General features: G+C 72.3%; 11 protein-coding genes. 2 read left to right on the top strand and 9 right to left on the bottom strand.

Features of this window, described 5'->3' with window-relative positions:
* Positions 1–83: 83 nt before the first annotated feature.
* The 3 genes from ACGFSH_RS14130 to ACGFSH_RS14120 form a co-directional block, all read right to left on the bottom strand.
* Entirely contained in the window at positions 84–2,456 is a 2,373-nt protein-coding gene (locus tag ACGFSH_RS14130; protein WP_393349137.1) for a SpoIIE family protein phosphatase, read from the bottom strand.
* A 172-nt stretch (positions 2,457–2,628) separates the two neighbouring features.
* Positions 2,629–6,909: a HAMP domain-containing protein gene (locus tag ACGFSH_RS14125; protein WP_393348173.1), complete on the bottom strand. Its 4,281-nt coding sequence runs from the start codon at positions 6,907–6,909 to the stop codon at positions 2,629–2,631.
* A gap of 347 nt (positions 6,910–7,256) precedes the next feature.
* On the bottom strand, positions 7,257–7,742 hold the full coding sequence (locus tag ACGFSH_RS14120) for a hypothetical protein (RefSeq protein ID WP_393348171.1): 486 nt from the start codon (positions 7,740–7,742) through the stop codon (positions 7,257–7,259).
* A 182-nt stretch (positions 7,743–7,924) separates the two neighbouring features.
* On the opposite strand from ACGFSH_RS14120, the gene ACGFSH_RS14115 reads away from it, so the two are divergent.
* Both ACGFSH_RS14115 and ACGFSH_RS14110 read left to right on the top strand, forming a co-directional pair.
* Positions 7,925–8,296: a PRC-barrel domain containing protein gene (locus ACGFSH_RS14115; protein ID WP_393348169.1), complete on the top strand. Its 372-nt coding sequence runs from the start codon at positions 7,925–7,927 to the stop codon at positions 8,294–8,296.
* The gene (locus tag ACGFSH_RS14110; protein ID WP_393348167.1) at positions 8,293–8,739 is read left to right on the top strand and encodes an ATP-binding protein; all 447 of its coding nucleotides are present in this window, start codon (positions 8,293–8,295) and stop codon (positions 8,737–8,739) included. Before ACGFSH_RS14115 ends, ACGFSH_RS14110 begins: the two co-directional genes overlap by 4 nt.
* Positions 8,740–8,785: 46 nt before the next feature.
* Here ACGFSH_RS14110 and ACGFSH_RS14105 read toward each other — a convergent pair whose 3' ends face one another.
* The 6 genes from ACGFSH_RS14105 to ACGFSH_RS14080 all read right to left on the bottom strand — a co-directional run.
* Positions 8,786–9,232: an ATP-binding protein gene (locus ACGFSH_RS14105; RefSeq protein WP_393348165.1), complete on the bottom strand. Its 447-nt coding sequence runs from the start codon at positions 9,230–9,232 to the stop codon at positions 8,786–8,788.
* Positions 9,233–9,467: 235 nt separating this feature from the next.
* Positions 9,468–11,369 carry an AMP-dependent synthetase/ligase gene (locus ACGFSH_RS14100; RefSeq protein ID WP_393348164.1) on the bottom strand — a complete coding sequence of 634 codons (1,902 nt, stop codon included), beginning with the start codon at positions 11,367–11,369 and terminating at the stop codon, positions 9,468–9,470.
* A 144-nt stretch (positions 11,370–11,513) separates the two neighbouring features.
* Positions 11,514–12,602, bottom strand: a complete 1,089-nt coding sequence (locus ACGFSH_RS14095; RefSeq protein ID WP_393348162.1) for a glutamate--cysteine ligase — start codon at positions 12,600–12,602, stop codon at positions 11,514–11,516.
* A 57-nt stretch (positions 12,603–12,659) separates the two neighbouring features.
* Positions 12,660–14,864 (bottom strand): 1,4-alpha-glucan branching enzyme, encoded by a 2,205-nt coding sequence (glgB, locus tag ACGFSH_RS14090; RefSeq protein WP_393348160.1) that lies wholly within the window; start codon positions 14,862–14,864, stop codon positions 12,660–12,662.
* A gap of 5 nt (positions 14,865–14,869) precedes the next feature.
* Complete coding sequence (locus tag ACGFSH_RS14085; protein ID WP_393348158.1) at positions 14,870–16,231, bottom strand: maltokinase; 1,362 nt, start codon at positions 16,229–16,231, stop codon at positions 14,870–14,872.
* 28 nt (positions 16,232–16,259) lie between these two features.
* Positions 16,260–16,500, bottom strand: a 241-nt coding sequence (locus ACGFSH_RS14080; protein ID WP_256912555.1) for an alpha-glucosidase C-terminal domain-containing protein, incomplete at its 5' end; no start/stop codon positions are given.

The raw sequence follows: 16,500 nt of genomic DNA, 5'->3' as shown, positions 1-16,500 counted from the left end.
TGCGCCCAGCCGGATACCCCCGATTCGCCAGGACATGCATCGAGGCAGTGCCTCGCCGGCCGGCGCCCGTGCGGCCGGCGGGCCTACCGCAGCCTGATGCCCACGATGCAGGTGTCGTCGTCCGTGTCGGACCTGCTGTAGGTGAGCAGCCGGTCCAGCTGCTGGTCCAGGGTCGGCGGCACGGTGCGGGCCTGTACCAGCAGCTGCGTCAGCGACTCCTCCACGGACCGGTCGCGCCGCTCGATCAGCCCGTCCGTGTACATGAGCAGTGTGTCGTCCGCGGCGAGCTGGACCTCCTCCTCCTCGTACTCCGTGTCCGGCACCGCGCCCAGCAGCATCCCCCTCAGCAGGGGCAGGGGCGCCGCCTGGGTGTCCCGCACCAGCACCGGCGGCAGATGGCCGGCCCGGGCCCAGCGCAGGGTGTGCCGGGACGGGTCGTACAGACCGCACACCGCCGTGGCCGTGATGGAGCCCGTCAGATGGTGGGCGACGATGTTGAGCCACGACAGCAGCTGCCCCGGCCCCGCCCCGGTCACCGCCAGCCCGCGCAGCGCGTTGCGCAGCACCACCATGCTGGTGGCCGCCTCGATCCCGTGCCCGGCGACGTCGCCCACGCACAGCATCACCAGCCCGGAGGGCAGTACGACGGCGTCGTACCAGTCCCCTCCCACCAGGTGCTCCTCCTCGGCCGGCCGGTAGCGGACGGCCACCTGAAGACCGGGCGCCTCCAGCGGGGCCCGGGTGGGCGGCATGATGGCGTGCTGGAGCTGGAGTGCGAGCCGGCTGCGCTCACTGGCCTGTTGCTCGGTCTGCGCCAGCTGGTCGCGGGTGGCGGCCAGCGCCACCTCCGTCCAGTGCTGGGACGAGATGTCCTGGTAGGCCCCGCGCACCGCGACCAGCCGCCCGTCGGTGTCCAGCACCGGCTCGGCCACGATCCGCATGTGCCGGGTCACCCCGTCCGGCCGCTGGAGCCGGAAGGCGGCCGACGCGGGCCTGCGGTGGTGCAGCAGGGTGCGCAGCAGGCGCCCCACGACGACCGAGTCGTCGGGGTGGGTGTGCTCCGACAGCTCGTCCAGGCGGACCGGAGGGCTCGACAGCGGCCGCCCGTACAGGGCGAACAGCTGCCCGTTCCACGTCGTCTCGCCGGTGAGGAGGTCCTCCTCGAAACCGCCGATGCGGCCGAGCCGCTGTGCGTTCTGCAACAGGCTCGCCAGCCGCGCCGCCTCGTCCTCGATCCGCCAGATCAGCAGCACGCAGGTGCCGTGCCGGCTGATGCTGAGATCGGCCACCGCCGCCAGCGGCACCTCGCCGACCAGCGCCGTCAGGCTCATCCGGCGGGCCCGGAACGGCTCGCCCGTGGCGTGCACGCGCTCGATGCGCTGGAAGAGGTCGCTCCCGCCCGCCGCCATCGGATAGGCCTCCAGCAGCAGAGCGCCGTTGATCACCGCCCGCGGCCGGCCCGCCGGGTCCAGGAAGCGGTCGTTGGCGTGCTGGATGCGGAAGTCCAGGAGCTTGCCCGCCCCGTCGACGTGCGGCACGAGCACCAGGGCGGGATCGTGCAGGCCGTCCGTGAGGTCCATCAGCTCCGACGCGTCCGGCAGCACGACCGGCTGCTGGTCGGTCCCGCGCACGTACGCGTACGACTGGAGGGTGTGCGCGCACAGCTCCGCGAGCGCCTCCACCTGGCGTACCACCTGCGGAGGCTGCGGGGCCAGCGGCGCCGGCCAGGCGATCTCCAGGACCCCCTGGACGCGTCCGGCGGTCGCGGCGGGCATGGCGACCCGCCCGCCCTCGGGGTGCAGCTGACGTCCCACCGTGGGCAGCCCGGTCCGCTCGAGCGAACCGATCCACTGCGCCGCCCCCTCGGTGAGGGCGTTGCGCGCCACCGTGGCCACGTCCGGCGGCACATACCGCCAGCGCTCCGCCTCGCCGGGGGAGAAACCCGCGCTCCCGGCCAGCGTCAGCGAGCCGTCGGAGCCCACCGCCCAGATCGCCACGGCGACCGCGCCCAGTGGGCCCAGCGCGTGCTGGAGCAGCGAGTCGGCCACCGCCTGCGTGTCGTGCGCGGCCGCCAGCGCCGCGCTCTCGGCGGTCCGCAGCCGCACCGCCGTCGACGCCTGCTCCGGATCGTCCGCGTCGCGCACGGCGGCGAGGAACGCCTCGGCCACCTCCGAGACGCGGTCCTTGGCCGCCTGGTTGATGACGTCCACCGCGAACTCCAGCGCGGTGGTGCCGGCCTGCTCGGCGAGCGCCGTCAACTGCTGCGCCGCCTCGGCCGGCCCGCACCCCAGGCGCTCCACGAGGATGCCCTTGGCCAGCTCGACCAGGGCCCGCCCGTCGGCCTCGGCCTGGGCCGCCCGCACCTCCTGGCGCAGCCGGTCCACCGTCGCGGCGAGCCGGCCCACCGGAGTCGCGGCGTCCGCCTCCGACAGGCCCGCCTCCTGCGCGGACACCACCTCGTGCCCGGCCGGCGCGGCCGGGCCCGCCGTGGCGGTCGCGGCGCCGGCGGCGCCGGCCGGAGCCGGCAGCGAACGGGCGTCGCCGGATTCTGTGGGCTGGGCGGGAATGGTCACGGTGTGCGGTCTCCTCGGCTGGGGACGCCTGGGGCGCGGGGCGGGCAGGACGTCCTCAGGCGGTCAGCCAGCGTCGTACGCAGGCCATGAGGTCGTGCGTGTCCACCGGCTTGGTGACGTAGTCGCTGGCCCCCGAGGCGAGACTCTTCTCCCGGTCGCCGGGCATCGCCTTGGCGGTCACCGCGACGATGGGCAGCTCGGCGTACTCGGGCATGCGGCGGATCTCGGCCGTGGCCGTGTACCCGTCCATCTCGGGCATCATCACGTCCATCAGCACCATCGCGATGTCCGGGTTGTTGCGCAGGGTCTCGATCCCCTCGCGCCCGTTCTCGGCGTGCAGCACCCGCACGCCGTGCAGCTCCAGGATGCCGCTGAGCGCGAACAGGTTGCGCGCGTCGTCGTCGACCACCAGGACCGTGCGGCCCACCACGGCGTCGTCGACCGGCGGCGGCCCCTCGGGCTGCTGCGGCTCCTCCGGCCGCACCAGCGCCAGCACGTCGCCCGGCTGCTCGGCCGACAGGTGCAGCGTGATGCGCTCGCGCAGCTCGTCCAGGCTGGAGAGGAACTCCATCGGCTTGCCCGCGGCACGCGACTGAAGGCTCCGCTCCTGGGCGAGGTCCGCCCGGTGCCCGCTGTGCACGAGCACCGGCACCCCGGTCAGCGCCGAGTCGTTGTGCAGGGCCTCCAGGAACCGCGACGCCTCCGCGTCGGGCATGCCCAGTTCCAGGACGACGCAGTGGCACGGCTCCGCGGCCAGCGCCCCCGCCGCCTCGTGCGCCCCGACCGCGGTGACGATGTCGACGGGGGCCGCCGACGCGCCGTCCTCGCGGCCGCGCGCCATGTCCGCGACGACGCTCTCGGCCACCAGCGTCAGCAGACCTCGGGGCCGCTCCTCCACCACCAGCAGTCTGCGCGGACGCCGGGCCGCAGGACCGGCCGCCAGCGGCACGCCCTGGACACCGGCGGGGATCGCCGCCGCCGGTTCGCCCACGACCCGCTCCACCGGCCGGCCGCCGTCGATGACCTCCTGGAAGTCCCGCCGCGCCACCGGCAGATAGAGCGTGAACGTGCTGCCGCGCCCCGGCGTGCTGTCCACCGTCACCGCGCCGCCCAGCAGATGCGCGATCTCCCGGGTGATGGACAGCCCCAGGCCCGTGCCGCCGTACTTGCGGCTGGTGGTGCCGTCCGCCTGCTGGAAGGCGCCGAAGATGGTCTCCAGCTGCTGCTCGGGGATGCCGATGCCGGTGTCCTTCACCCGGAACGCCACGATCGTGCCGCCGCGCACCACACCGCCGGGCACCTCCTCGTCGGAGGCCGGCTCGATGCGCAGCTCCACGCGGCCCTGCTCGGTGAACTTCACCGCGTTCGACAGCAGGTTGCGCAGCACCTGACGCAGCCGGGAGTCGTCGGTGAGCAGGTCCGCCGGGGCGCCGGCGGCCGTGTCGATGGTGAACTCCAGGCTCTTCTGCGACGTCATCGGCCGGAACGTGGCCTCGACGTACTCGATGAGCTGCCGCAGCGAGACCCGCTCCGGCGAGACGTCCATCTTCCCGGCCTCGACCTTCGACAGGTCCAGGATGTCGTTGATCAGCTGAAGCAGGTCCGAGCCGGCCGAGTGGATGATGCCCGCGTACTCGACCTGCTTCGGGGTGAGGTTGCGCGAGGGGTTCTGGGCCAGCAACTGGGCCAGGATGAGCAGGCTGTTGAGCGGGGTGCGCAGCTCGTGGCTCATGTTCGCCAGGAACTCCGACTTGTACTTCGACGCCAGCGACAACTGCTGGGCGCGCGCCTCCAGTTCCTGGCGCGCCTGCTCGATCTGGAGGTTCTTCGCCTCGATGTCGCGGTTCTGCGCCACCAGCAGCGAGGCCTTCTCCTCCAGTTCGGCGTTGGAGTGCTGAAGTTCCTCCTGCTGCGACTGCAACTCGGCCGAGCGGGCCTGGAGTTCGGCGGTCAGCCGCTGCGACTCGTCGAGCAGCTCGTCGGTGCGCGCGTTCGCCACGATGGTGTTGACGTTGACGCCGATGGTCACCCGCAGCTGCTCCAGAAAGTCCACGTGCGTCTGGGTGAAGGCGGTGACCGACGCCAGCTCGATCACGCCGAGCACCTGGCCCTCGAAGACGATGGGCAGCAGGAGCAGGGCGCTGGGCTCGACCTCGCCCAGGCCCGAGGAGACGGTGACGTAACCGGGCGGCAGCTCGTCGACGGTGATCGTGCGGCGGCTGCGCGCGGCCTGGCCGACGAGGGAGCGGCCGAAGGGGATGCGGGTGGGGCGGGTGTCGTCGGCGGGGTAGCCGTAGGCGCCCACGAGCCGCAGCTCGGGGCCGTCGGGCCCGTCCTCGGCGAGGTGGAAGGCGCCGAACTGGGCCGACACCAGCGGCACCAGCTCGTCCATGATCAGCTCGGCGACCACCGGCAGGTCGCGGTGGCCCTGCATGAGACCCGAGATGCGCGCCAGGTTGGTCTTGAGCCAGTCCTGTTCCTGGTTGGCCCGGGTGGTCTCGCGCAGGGACTCCACCATGGAATTGATGTTGTCCTTGAGGTCGGCGACCTCGCCGGACGCCACCACGGTGATCGACCGGGTGAGGTCGCCCTCCGCGACGGCGCTGGTGACCTCGGCGATCGCGCGGACCTGCCGGGTCAGGTTCCCGGCCAGTTCGTTCACGTTCTCCGTGAGGCGCTTCCAGGTGCCGGAGACGCCCTCCACCTCGGCCTGGCCGCCGAGGCGTCCCTCGGTGCCGACCTCGCGGGCGACGCGGGTGACCTCGTCGGCGAAGGCGGAGAGCTGGTCGACCATCGTGTTGATGGTCGTCTTCAGTTCGAGGATCTCGCCGCGGGCGTCGACGTCGATCTTCTTCGACAGGTCGCCGCGGGCCACGGCCGTGGTCACCAGCGCGATGTTGCGGACCTGGCCGGTGAGGTTGTTGGCCATCGAGTTGACGTTGTCGGTGAGGTCCTTCCAGGTGCCGGCCACGTTCGGGACCTGCGCCTGGCCGCCGAGGCGTCCCTCGGTGCCGACCTCGCGGGCGACGCGGGTGACCTCGTCGGCGAACGCGGACAGCGTGTCCACCATGGTGTTGATCACATCGGCCAGCGCGGCGACCTCGCCCTTGGCCTCGACGGTGATCTTCTGCGACAGGTCGCCGCGGGCCACGGCGGTGGCCACCTGGGCGATGGAGCGCACCTGGCCCGTCAGGTTCGACGCCATCACGTTGACGTTGTCGGTGAGGTCCTTCCACGTGCCCGACACCCCGCGCACCGTGGCCTGACCGCCCAGGTTGCCGGCCGTGCCGACCTCGCGGGCGACGCGGGTGACCTCGTCGGCGAAGGCGGAGAGCTGGTCGACCATCGTGTTGATGGTGTTCTTGAGTTCCAGGATCTCGCCGCGGGCGTCGACGGTGATCTTCTGGGAGAGGTCGCCCTTGGCCACCGCGGTCGCCACCTGGGCGACGTTGCGGACCTGGTTGGTCAGGTTCCCGGCCATGAAGTTCACGGAGTCGGTGAGGTCCCGCCAGGTGCCCTTGACGCCCTTGACGTCCGCCTGGCCGCCGAGGCGTCCTTCGGTGCCGACTTCGCGGGCGACGCGGGTGACCTCGTCGGCGAAGGCGGAGAGCTGGTCGACCATCGTGTTGATGGTGTTCTTGAGTTCCAGGATCTCGCCGCGGGCGTCGACGGTGATCTTCTGGGAGAGGTCGCCCTTGGCCACCGCCGTCGTCACCTGGGCGACGTTGCGGACCTGGTTGGTCAGGTTTCCGGCCATGAAGTTGACCGAATCGGTGAGGTCGCGCCACACACCCGCCACGCCCGGAACCTGCGCCTGGCCGCCGAGCCGCCCTTCCGTGCCGACCTCGCGGGCGACGCGGGTGACCTCGTCGGCGAACGCGGACAGCTGGTCGACCATCGTGTTGACGGTCTCCTTCAGCTGGAGGATCTCGCCACGGGCCGGCACGTCGATCTTCTGGGAGAGGTCGCCCTTGGCCACCGCCGTCGCCACCTGCGCGATGTCGCGCACCTGCGTGGTCAGGTTGCCGGCCATGGCGTTCACGGAGTCCGTGAGGTCCGCCCAGGTCCCGGACACCCCGGGCACCTCGGCCTGGCCCCCCAGCGTGCCCTCGGTACCCACCTCCCGGGCCACCCGGGTGACCTCGGACGTGAAGACCGACAGCTGGTCGACCATGCCGTTGAAGACCGTGGCGATGTCGCCCATGAGGCCTTCGCCGTCGGTGGGCAGACGGGTGCCGAAGTCCCCGTCCCGGACGGCTGTCAGACCGGCCAGGAGCTGGCGGAGCTCGTGGTCGCCGGGAACCGTGTCCAACGACTCGGTCGCGTTGCTGGTCATGCGTACCCTCGTTCCGCTCCCCAGGAGCCCCCGGTCGGGGACTCGGAACCGGGCCGTCCGGGTGGGCGGCCCCGCATGTCGCGCCAGTGTTTCCGCAGTTCACGGAAGTGTGCGATGAGAGAAATCCGCCGCAGGCTAACCCACCGGGGCACACGGAAACAAAGCCGTACGTCACTTCGTCCACACAGGAATTCCAGACCGTGCACACCAGGCATGTATGGCCGGATGCGGGGTACCCGATCATATTTCAGGCCTGGGACGGCGGCCTGCGCCGTCCCGGGTGAAAAGGTGACGAAGAGGGATGCGGTTCCGGTTCCGCCGGGCACGTCCGGGCGTCCTTCGCGGTCCTACCCGGGGACCGCGTAGGTGCGGACGGGGCCGAGGTGCAGTTCGAAGGGCCCGAAGCAGTCGGCCGCGAGGGTCGCGACCGGAGCGCCGCAGGGGCAGGCCAGGTTGAGCCCCTCGTTGCCCGACGGTCCGCAGCACCCGCCGCTGTTCTCCCAGTCGGGCCGCGGCTGAAGGCCGCCGGCGTCATCGGGGTGCAGCAGCGGCGTGCGCCGGGCGCCGGCCGAGATGACGTAGCCCTCTTCACGGCAGACCACGGGCCCGCGCGACTGAGCCGGCTCGGGGTCCTCCTGATCGTCCTGCACGACGTAGGGAGGTCCCCAGGGCTCGGGATCGATCGCGTAGTGGCCCCGCGGAACGGTGGAAGGCGCCCGGCGCGTCTTCTCGTCCCGGTCGAGGTCGCCGTCCGGGCCGCCCGGAACGGCGGCCAGCTCGGCCAGGTCCGGCGTGATCGCGGTGCCGCACCGGGAACAGAGGAAGACGGTCATGCTCCAGTTGTAGTGCTCAGGACCGCCCGTTCGCATCCCCGGTCCGCTCAGGAGCCGATCGGCGCGACGACGCCGCGCGGGCGTCCTGCCCGTCGCGGGGACGTCCGAAACGGGCTGACACGCCCCGAATGCGGCTGCGCCGACCGGGTAGTTGGAGCTGTGCAACGCGAGAAGGGAGCAGCGTGACCATCAACGGAATCTGGTCGTACGCGCAGGGCAGCGGTCATGTCGAGGGACAGGACCTCACCGGCTACGCCGTCGTGACGGCCGACGGAACCCTCGGGCATGTGGAACGCGAGGCCGGCCCGCAGGGAATGCGGCACCTCGTCGTCGACACCGGCGTCTGGGTGTTCGGCAGGAGCGCAGTCGTCCCGGTCGGCGTGGTCGCGGGCGTCGACCACGAGGCCCGCGAGGTCTCTTTGGCCTGCACCGCGGACGAGGTGAAGGAGGCGCCCCGCTTCCGCACCGACAGCGAGACGAGCGACCCGGCCTACCTCACCGCCGTCGGCGAGCACTACGGCCGGCCGGCCCCGCGGGGGACGTCGTCGCCATGAGGGAGCAGGAGTCCGCGACCGTGCGGACGCCCGCGCCCGCGACGCAGGTGACGACCGCGGCGTCCGCCCGGGCACATGCCCGCGCGGTCGTCCACTCCCGATGGGACCCCGCGACGCGCCCGGCGCGCGAGGAGGACGTGATCGACCTGCTGCTGGTCGTGTCGGAGCTGGTGAGCAACGCCCTCCGGCACGGCGGCGGACTGGCCGGCTTCGAGGCGGCTCCCGTGGCGGGCGGGGTCCGCGTCGCCGTCCGTGACCACAGCGACGCCCTGCCGGTCGCGGCGTTCGGTCCCGGCTCCCCGCCCGTCACGCACCGTGCGGGCGGCTACGGCTGGCCGCTGGTGGTGCGTCTGGCCCGGGACATCGACATCGAGAAGCGTTCCGCGGGCGGGAAGACGATCAGCGTGTTCCTGCCGGTCCGCGAGGCCGGCCGCCCGCTCTGAGGAGCGCGCCCGGCACGCCCGTCGCGCCGCGCTCCGGCCATGCGGCTCACCAGGGCAGGAAGACGTGGACGTCCTTGCCCGGCTCCTGGCCCTCGTCCGCCGTCACCACGCTGACCTGGCTGCACAGCGTGTGCACCAGATACCAGCCGATGCCCCCGCCGCCGCTGTCGGGGTGGAAGGGACGCGGGGTCGGCGGAGTGCTGTTGGTGTCATGCACCGTGACGTGTACCCCGTCGAACGTGCGCCGCAGCTGCAGCTCGAACGGCCCCGGAGCGTACTGGACCGCGTTGGCGGCCAGCTCCGTCACGATCAGCACGATGTCGTGCCAGCACTCCGGCGCCGTCGGCGGCGACGCCCGAGCCAGTTCGTGGAGGAACTCCTCGGTGGTCAGCCGTGCGCCCGTCACGTCATGCGGTTCGCCCGCAAAACGGGCCGTTCGGCTCGGAATCGCCCAGGAGGACACTGCTTCGTTACCCCGCGGCTCGGTTGCCATGTCAGTGTGCGGTCCCGCTTGGGCCGGGACCGTCGTCCTTTCTCGTGCGACTCGCTGTGGCTTCGCCCCTTGCTGGGTTCCCGGGGCTGCCCAGGCTACGCGTCCCTCTCGTCGCGGCCTGTGCCCCGGCCGGGCCGGGTGCGACGGCCCCTCACGGACGCGCCGCGCCGATCCGGACCGTCCGTCACCGCACGGCCACCGCGCGTCCGTGGGCGCCCGGCCGGCCCGGGCCGGCTCAGCGGAACACGTCGTCCGCGTCGTCCCAGCTGAGGACCTCTTCCTGGGGCCCCTGCCGGGGCAGCCGCGCACGGGCCTGGTACATCGCCTCGATCTCCGCCGCGTAATGCGTCACGATCGAGTCGCGGCGCAGCTTCATCGAGGGGGTGAGCAGCCCGTTGGCCTGGTCGAAGGGCTGCGGCAGGATGCGGAACGCCCGGATCGACTCGGAACGGGACACCGCGCTGTTGGCGGCGGCCACCGCCCGCCCGATCTCCTCCCGCAGCGCGTTCTCCTCCCGTGCCTCCCGGCTCTGCTTGTCGCCGTGCAGCGTCAGGCTGCCGCGCCAGTGCGCCAGGAAGTCGGGGTCCAGGGTGATCAGGGCCCCCACGCAGGGCCGGTTGTCGCCCACCACCACCGCCTGATGGACGAGCGGATGCATCCTCAGCCGCTGTTCCAGCGCGGTCGGCGCCACGCTCTTGCCGCCGCTGGTGATGATGACGTCCTTCTTGCGGCCGGTGATGGTGAGATAGCCGTCGGAGTCCAGGTACCCGAGGTCACCCGTGGCCAGCCAGCCCCCCGACAGGGCCGCCCGCGTCGCCGCCTCGTCGTTGACGTAGCCCTGGAAGACCGACGGGCCGCGCACCAGGATCTCCCCGTCGCTCGCCACCCGCACGTCCGTGCCCGGCAGGGGCTGCCCGACGGTGCCCGACTTCTCCCGGCCGAGCGGCTGCATCGTGATCCCGCCGCCGGTCTCGGTCAGGCCGTACCCGTCGTGCACGTAGATGCCGATGCCCTCGTAGAAGAGGGACAGGTCGCGGTGCAGGGGCGAACCCCCGGAAGTCGCGCGGTGGACCCGGCCGCCGAGCGCGGCCCGGAGCCTGCGGTACACCGTCCGCTCGAACACGGCGTGCTGGAGCCGCAGATCGAGCCCCGGACCCGAGCCGCGGCCCAGGCGCTGCCGCTCGACGGCCGCCGCGAACACCCGGGCCGTCTCCGCCGCCCGCTCGAACAGCGTGCCGCGGCCCGCCTCCTGGGCCACCCGCAGGAAGTTCTTGTAGATCTTCTCGAACACCGAGGGGACCGCATAGAGATACGTGGGACGGAAGGTGCGCAGCGACTCCGTGAGCGACTCGGCGGCGAGGTCCGGCTCGTGGCCCATGAGGATGCCCCCGCGTAGGCACAGGCCCTGGATCATCAGCCCGTAGACATGGGAGAACGGCAGGAAGGCGAGGACGCTCGCCTGCTCGCCCGCGGGCGCCGCCGTGTGCCCCCAGCCGGCGAGGAGCGTGTCGCACGGACTGGCCAGACTGCGGTGGCTCAGCGCACAGCCCAGCTGCCGCCCGGAGGTGCCGGAGGTGTAGGCGATCACCGCCGTGGAGTCCGGCAGCACGATCCGGCGCAGCGAGTTCACCGTGGTCAGCGCGACCGACTCGCCGCGCTGCGTGAGCTGTTCGAGGGCTCCCGCGTCCAACTGCCATACGTGCCGCAGCGACGGCAGCGCCGCGCACACCGATCCCACGGTCATGACGCTCTGTTCGTCCTCGACGACCACTCCGACGCAGCGGGCGTCCCGCAGGATCCACTCGACCTGCTCGCGCGAGGACGTCGGATAGACGGGCACCACCTCCGCGCCCACCGCCCACAGCGCATGACACAGCACCGTCCACTCGTACCGGGTGCGCGCCATGACGGCGACGCGGTGCCCCGGCGAGATGCCGGACGCCACGAACCCCTTGGCGAGATCGACGACTTCGTCGCGCAGCTCGACGGCGGTGACCTCTTCCCAGCCACCCGCCCCTGCCGCGCGCCGGGCGAGCACCGGCAGCGCGGGGGTGCGCGCGGCTGTCTCGAAAACGCTGTCGGCGAGCCCTCCGGTCAGGGGCGAGGCGGCTGGGGGAGCGAGGGCGAAGTCGCGCATGCGCTGCTCCTGACGTGTACGGGCTGTGACTCCGCCGACGAGGACTGTCATCGACGGTGGTCGAATGTAGCCCAGGTAAGACCACTTGTGGCCAGGAACGAATAAGTAATCCGCCTTGATGATCTCGCCCCGAGGCCGGGCGCCTCAGGCCTGGGTGTGCTCGACGCAGGCGGCCACGACCTCGCGCAGACTGCCGGTGCGCTCCCACACCTCGCGCTGGATCCGAGCCCCGCTGCCGTGCCGCAGCAGGCCGGCGCACGAGGTCCGGGCCCGCTCCAGGTCACCGGTGTCCGACAGCGCGTCCTCCACGTGTTCCAGCAGGGCCCGCACGACCGTCTCGGCGGGCGCGCGCCGCATGGTCACGGGGTGCAGCAGGTCCTTGTCGAGTCCGGTACGGGCCGCCTGCCAGTTGGCCAGCCGCAGCAGGCTCACACTGTGGTCGAGGGCATCGCGTCCCGACCGCCACTCCCGGGAGGCCGTCTCGACGAGCCCGCGCACCAGCGTGGCGACCAGCACCGCGGTGTCCGCGTGCAGGCAGACGTCCGCCACCCGCACCTCCACCGTGGGATAGCGCGCCGAGAGCCGGGCGTCGAAGTAGACCATGCCCTCGTCGAGGATCGTGCCCGTGTCCACCATGTCCGCCACCCGCCGGTGGTAGCGCTCGGCCGAGCCGAACAGCTCGGTCGGCCCCGCCGACGGCCAGCGCTGCCACACCCGGCTGCGGTAACTGGCGTAGTCGGTCTCCCGCCCCTGCCAGAAGGGCGAGTTGCCGCTCAGCGCGATCAGCACCGGCAGCCACGGCCGGATGCGGTCGACCACGGCCACGCCCTCGTCGTCCGAATCCACGGACACGTGCACATGGCAGCCGCACACCATCTGCTCACGCGTGGCGATCCCGTACTGCTCCGCCATCCACTGGTAGCGCCGGTTCATGCTGATCGCGGGACGCACCGGAAGCGGCGACGCGGCGAGCGCGGCGACGGCGCACCCGGCCTCCCGGGCGTGCCGCGCCGCCTCCCCGCGGATGCGCACGATCTCCGCGGCCAGCTCGTCCATGCCCGACTGCGGATGGGTGCCGAACTCGAGCATCTGGCTGTGCAGTTCCTTCTCGAAGACGTCGTCCTCCTCATCGCACCGGGAGGCGCGGGCGAGGACGGCGGCGGACAGGGACTGCGGCTCCCCGGTCTCGGGGTCGACCAGGAGGAGTTCCTCCTCCACTCCGACGGTGCGCACGCGAGGTGACCTTCCTGTGGTGGGTGGTACGCACCCGACTGCCCCGTCCGCCGGTGTTCAAGCGGGCGAGGGGGCCAGCCACACCGTGGCCAGCGGCGGCAGCGTCAGCCCGAGCCCGCCCTCGACGGCCGCCACCGGACCGGTCCCGCCGACACCGCTGCCGCCGTACCGTGCGGCGTCGGTGTTGAGCACCTCGCGCCAGGCCGGGACGTCACCGGGGACGGCGAGCCGGTAGTCGTGCCGCACGACCGGCGAGAAGTTGCTGACGGCGAGCAGCGGAGCGCCCTGGGCGTCGTGCCGCAGGAACGCGAAGACGTTGTCGTCCGCCGCGTCGCCCAGCACCCAGCGGAAACCGGCCGGGTCCGTGTCCCGTTCCCACAGCGCCGGGGTCGACCGGTAGACGGCGTTCAGATCGCGCACCAGGTCCTGCACACCCCGGTGATCGCCCGAGGAGGCGTAACCCGGGTCGAGCAGCCACCACTCCGGCCCGTGCTCCTCCGACCACTCCGCGCCCTGCGCGAACTCCTGCCCCATGAACAGGAGCTGCTTGCCGGGGTGGGCCCACATGAAGCCCAGATAGGCGCGGTGGTTGGCGCGCCGCTGCCACCAGTCGCCGGGCATCTTGGAGACCAGCGCCTGCTTGCCGTGCACCACCTCGTCGTGGGAGATGGGCAGCACGTAGTTCTCGCTGTACGCGTACACCATCGAGAACGTCATCTCGTTGTGGTGGTACTTGCGGTGCACCGGCTCCTTGGCGATGTACTGCAGAGAGTCGTGCATCCAGCCCATGTTCCACTTCAGCCCGAACCCCAGCCCGCCGCTGTCGGTCGGCCGGGTGACGCCCTCCCAGGCGGTCGACTCCTCCGCGATGGTGACGACGCCCGGACTGCGGCGGTACACCGTCGCGTTCATCTCCTGGAGGAACGCCATCGCGTCCAGGTCCTCCCGGCCGCCGAACACGTTCGGCGCCCACTGACCGGAGTCCCGCGAGTAGTCGAGGTAGAGCATCGAGGCGACGGCGTCCACCCGCAGCCCGTCGACATGGAACTCCTCGCACCAGTACGTGGCGTTGGCCACCAGGAAGTTGCGCACCTCCACGCGTGCGAAGTCGAACTCGAAGGTGCCCCAGTCCGGGTGCTCGGCCCGCCGGGAGTCACCGGGTTCGTACAGCGGGTCCCCGTCGAAGCGTCCCAGCGCCCAGTCGTCCTTGGGGAAGTGCGCCGGCACCCAGTCCACGATCACGCCGATGCCGGCCCGGTGCAGCGCGTCCACCAGGTACTTGAAGTCGTCCGGCGTGCCGAGCCGGGAGGCCGGCGCGTAGAACCCGGTGACCTGGTAGCCCCAGGAGCCGGAGAACGGGTGCTGCGCGACCGGCATGAACTCCACATGGGTGAACCCGAGGTCGCCGACGTACGCGGGAAGCACCTCGGCCAACTGACGGTAGGTCAGTCCCGGTCGCCAGGAAGGGAGATGGACCTCGTAGACCGAGAACGGCGCCACGTGCACGGGGACGTCGCCCCGGTGCGCCATCCACTCCTGGTCCGCCCACTCGTAGTGCGAGGCGTGCACGATCGACGCGGTGTCCGGCGGTACCTCGCAGCGCCGGGCCATCGGGTCCGCCTTGAGGAAGCGGTGCCCGTACCGGGAGGTGATCTCGAACTTGTAGCGGGCGCCCTCGCCGATCCCGGGCAGGAACAGCTCCCACACCCCGCTGGCGCCCAGTGAGCGCATCGGGAAGGCGGTCCCGTCCCAGAAGCAGAAGTCCCCCGCGACCCGCACCCCCTGCGCGTTCGGCGCCCACACCGTGAACCGGGTGCCGGCCACCCCCTGGTGCGCCATCGGCTCCGCGCCCAGCGCCTTCCACAGCTCCTCGTGCCGGCCCTCACGGATCAGATGCAGATCGAGATCGCCGAGGGCGGGCAGAAAGCGGTACGGGTCGTCCACCTTCTGCTCGACGCCGTCGTACGACACCAGCAGCGTGTACGCGGGCGTCCCGGCCAGCGGCAGCACGGCGGCGAACAGACCGTCGCCCTCGGAGACGAGCGGCGTGGCGACGCCGTCGATCACCACGCTCACGGCGTCCGCGAAGGGCCGCAGGGCCCGGAACAGCACACCGCCCGGCACCGGGTGCGCGCCCAGCAGCGCGTGCGGATCGTGATGGGCGCCCGACAGCAGACGGCCGCGATCGGCCGGACCGAGCGCGGGCGCCGTGCGCGGGCGGGGGCCGGCCGACTCGGGCGGAGAAGTGTCACGCAGGGCCACGGGGGTCAGCCTCCTCGGACGGCGAGTCGTTCGATCGCCGCCATGGGTACGGGCAGCCAGTCGGGACGGTTACGGGCCTCGTACAGCACTTCGTACACGGCTCGGTCGGTCTCGTAGGCACGCAACAGGGCATGTTTCTTCCGGGGGTCCCAGCCCGCGCGGGCCGCGTAGCCCGCGCAGTAGGCCTCCCGGCAACGCCGTGCCCACTCCGGCCGCCACGGGCGGCGCTGGCGGGCGGCGTAGTCGAAGGAGCGCAGCATCCCGGCGATGTCCCGGACAGGGGAGTGGGCGCTGCGCCGCTCGGCCAGCGGACGCGACGGCTCGCCCTCGAAGTCGATGACGAACCAGTCGCGCCCGGCGCGCAGGACCTGGCCCAGATGCAGGTCGCCGTGGATGCGCTGGGCGGGCGGACCGGAGTCGCACACGGCGAGCGCGCCGAACGCGGTGGTCAGCCCCGGAACGAACGGCCGCAGCGCCGGCACGTGGTGCGCGGCCGCCTCCAGCCGCTCGGTCATCGCCGCGGCGGTGCGTCCGTCCTCGGCGTCCGGCCCGGCCGGCAGCGCCGCGGCCAGCGCCAGGTGGACGTCCGCGGTGGCCCGGCCCAGTTCCTCGGCCTCGGCCGTGAAGTCCTCGCCCCGGGCAAGGGCCCGCAGCGCCAGCGTCCAGCCGTCCGAGGCGTCGGGCAGGAACGGCTGGAGCACGCCGAGGGTGGCCTCCTGCGGATGCGTCGTGCGGAACCAGGCGACGGGTGCGGGCACCCGCCCGCACCCCTGCCCGGCCAGCGCGACCGGCACCTCCAGATCGGGGTTCACCCCGGGCTGGACGCGCCGGAAGATCTTCAGGATGAACGCGTCCCCGTACACCAGCGAGGTGTTGGACTGCTCGGCCTCCAGCAGACGCGGCGCGAGCCCCGGGGGCAGCGACACGGACGGGTCCGACTCGAAGCACAGCGGGCCCAGGGCGCCGGGATGACGCATCCGCTCCAGCAGCAGCTGGGCCGACCGGGGGTCCTGCAACGCGTCGTGGACCGTCAGCCCCGCCAGCGGCCCTTCCTCGACCCTGCCGATCAGCGCACGCCCCAGCCGCGGCGACAGATGCTCCTGGAGGCCCAGCAGCAGCTGGTAGCAGTCGCCGGCCGGGGGAGTGCCGCCGGGGGTCGGGACCCCCGACTGGTCGGCGTGCACGAGCAGGTGCAGACAGCCCGGATACAGCTCGGTCATCGACAGCATGCGCAGATCGGTGAGCGGCCGGTCCTTGCCGGCGAACCAGCGCTGCCGGGGCAGCCACTCGCACAGCAGCGCGGCGAGCGGTCCGGCGGTGCGGACGGCGTCGGCGCTGCCCGGTCGCAGGGGTGCGGTCCTCGTCACGGTGACCCATCCTTTCCGCGGCGCACGCTCACTGGCGGCGACCGATCCGGGACGCGGCTCTGGTGAGCCGGAACCAGTAGAAGCCGTGGCCCGCGAGGGTGAGCAGGTAGGGCAGTTCACCGATGGCGGGAAAGCGGACTCCGCCGAACAGCTCGACGGGATGGCGGCCGTCGTAGCGGCTGAGGTCGAGTTCGGTGGGCTGTGCGAAGCGTGAGAAGTTGTGCACGCACAGCACCAGGTCGTCCTCGTGTTCGCGCAGGAAGGCGAGG

It is taken from the genome of Streptomyces sp. NPDC048481 (genome assembly GCF_043200075.1).
In the GTDB taxonomy this organism is placed as follows: Bacteria; Actinomycetota; Actinomycetes; order Streptomycetales; family Streptomycetaceae; genus Streptomyces.
This window is presented reverse-complemented; position numbering and strand designations above follow the sequence as displayed.

Coding starts and splice junctions, on each gene's coding strand:
- ACGFSH_RS14125 (WP_393348173.1), bottom strand. CDS start 6,909: ATGACCAGCAACGCGACCGAGTCGTTGGACACGGTTCCCGGCGACCAC.
- ACGFSH_RS14120 (WP_393348171.1), bottom strand. CDS start 7,742: ATGACCGTCTTCCTCTGTTCCCGGTGCGGCACCGCGATCACGCCGGAC.
- ACGFSH_RS14110 (WP_393348167.1), top strand. CDS start 8,293: ATGAGGGAGCAGGAGTCCGCGACCGTGCGGACGCCCGCGCCCGCGACG.
- ACGFSH_RS14105 (WP_393348165.1), bottom strand. CDS start 9,232: ATGGCAACCGAGCCGCGGGGTAACGAAGCAGTGTCCTCCTGGGCGATT.
- ACGFSH_RS14100 (WP_393348164.1), bottom strand. CDS start 11,369: ATGCGCGACTTCGCCCTCGCTCCCCCAGCCGCCTCGCCCCTGACCGGA.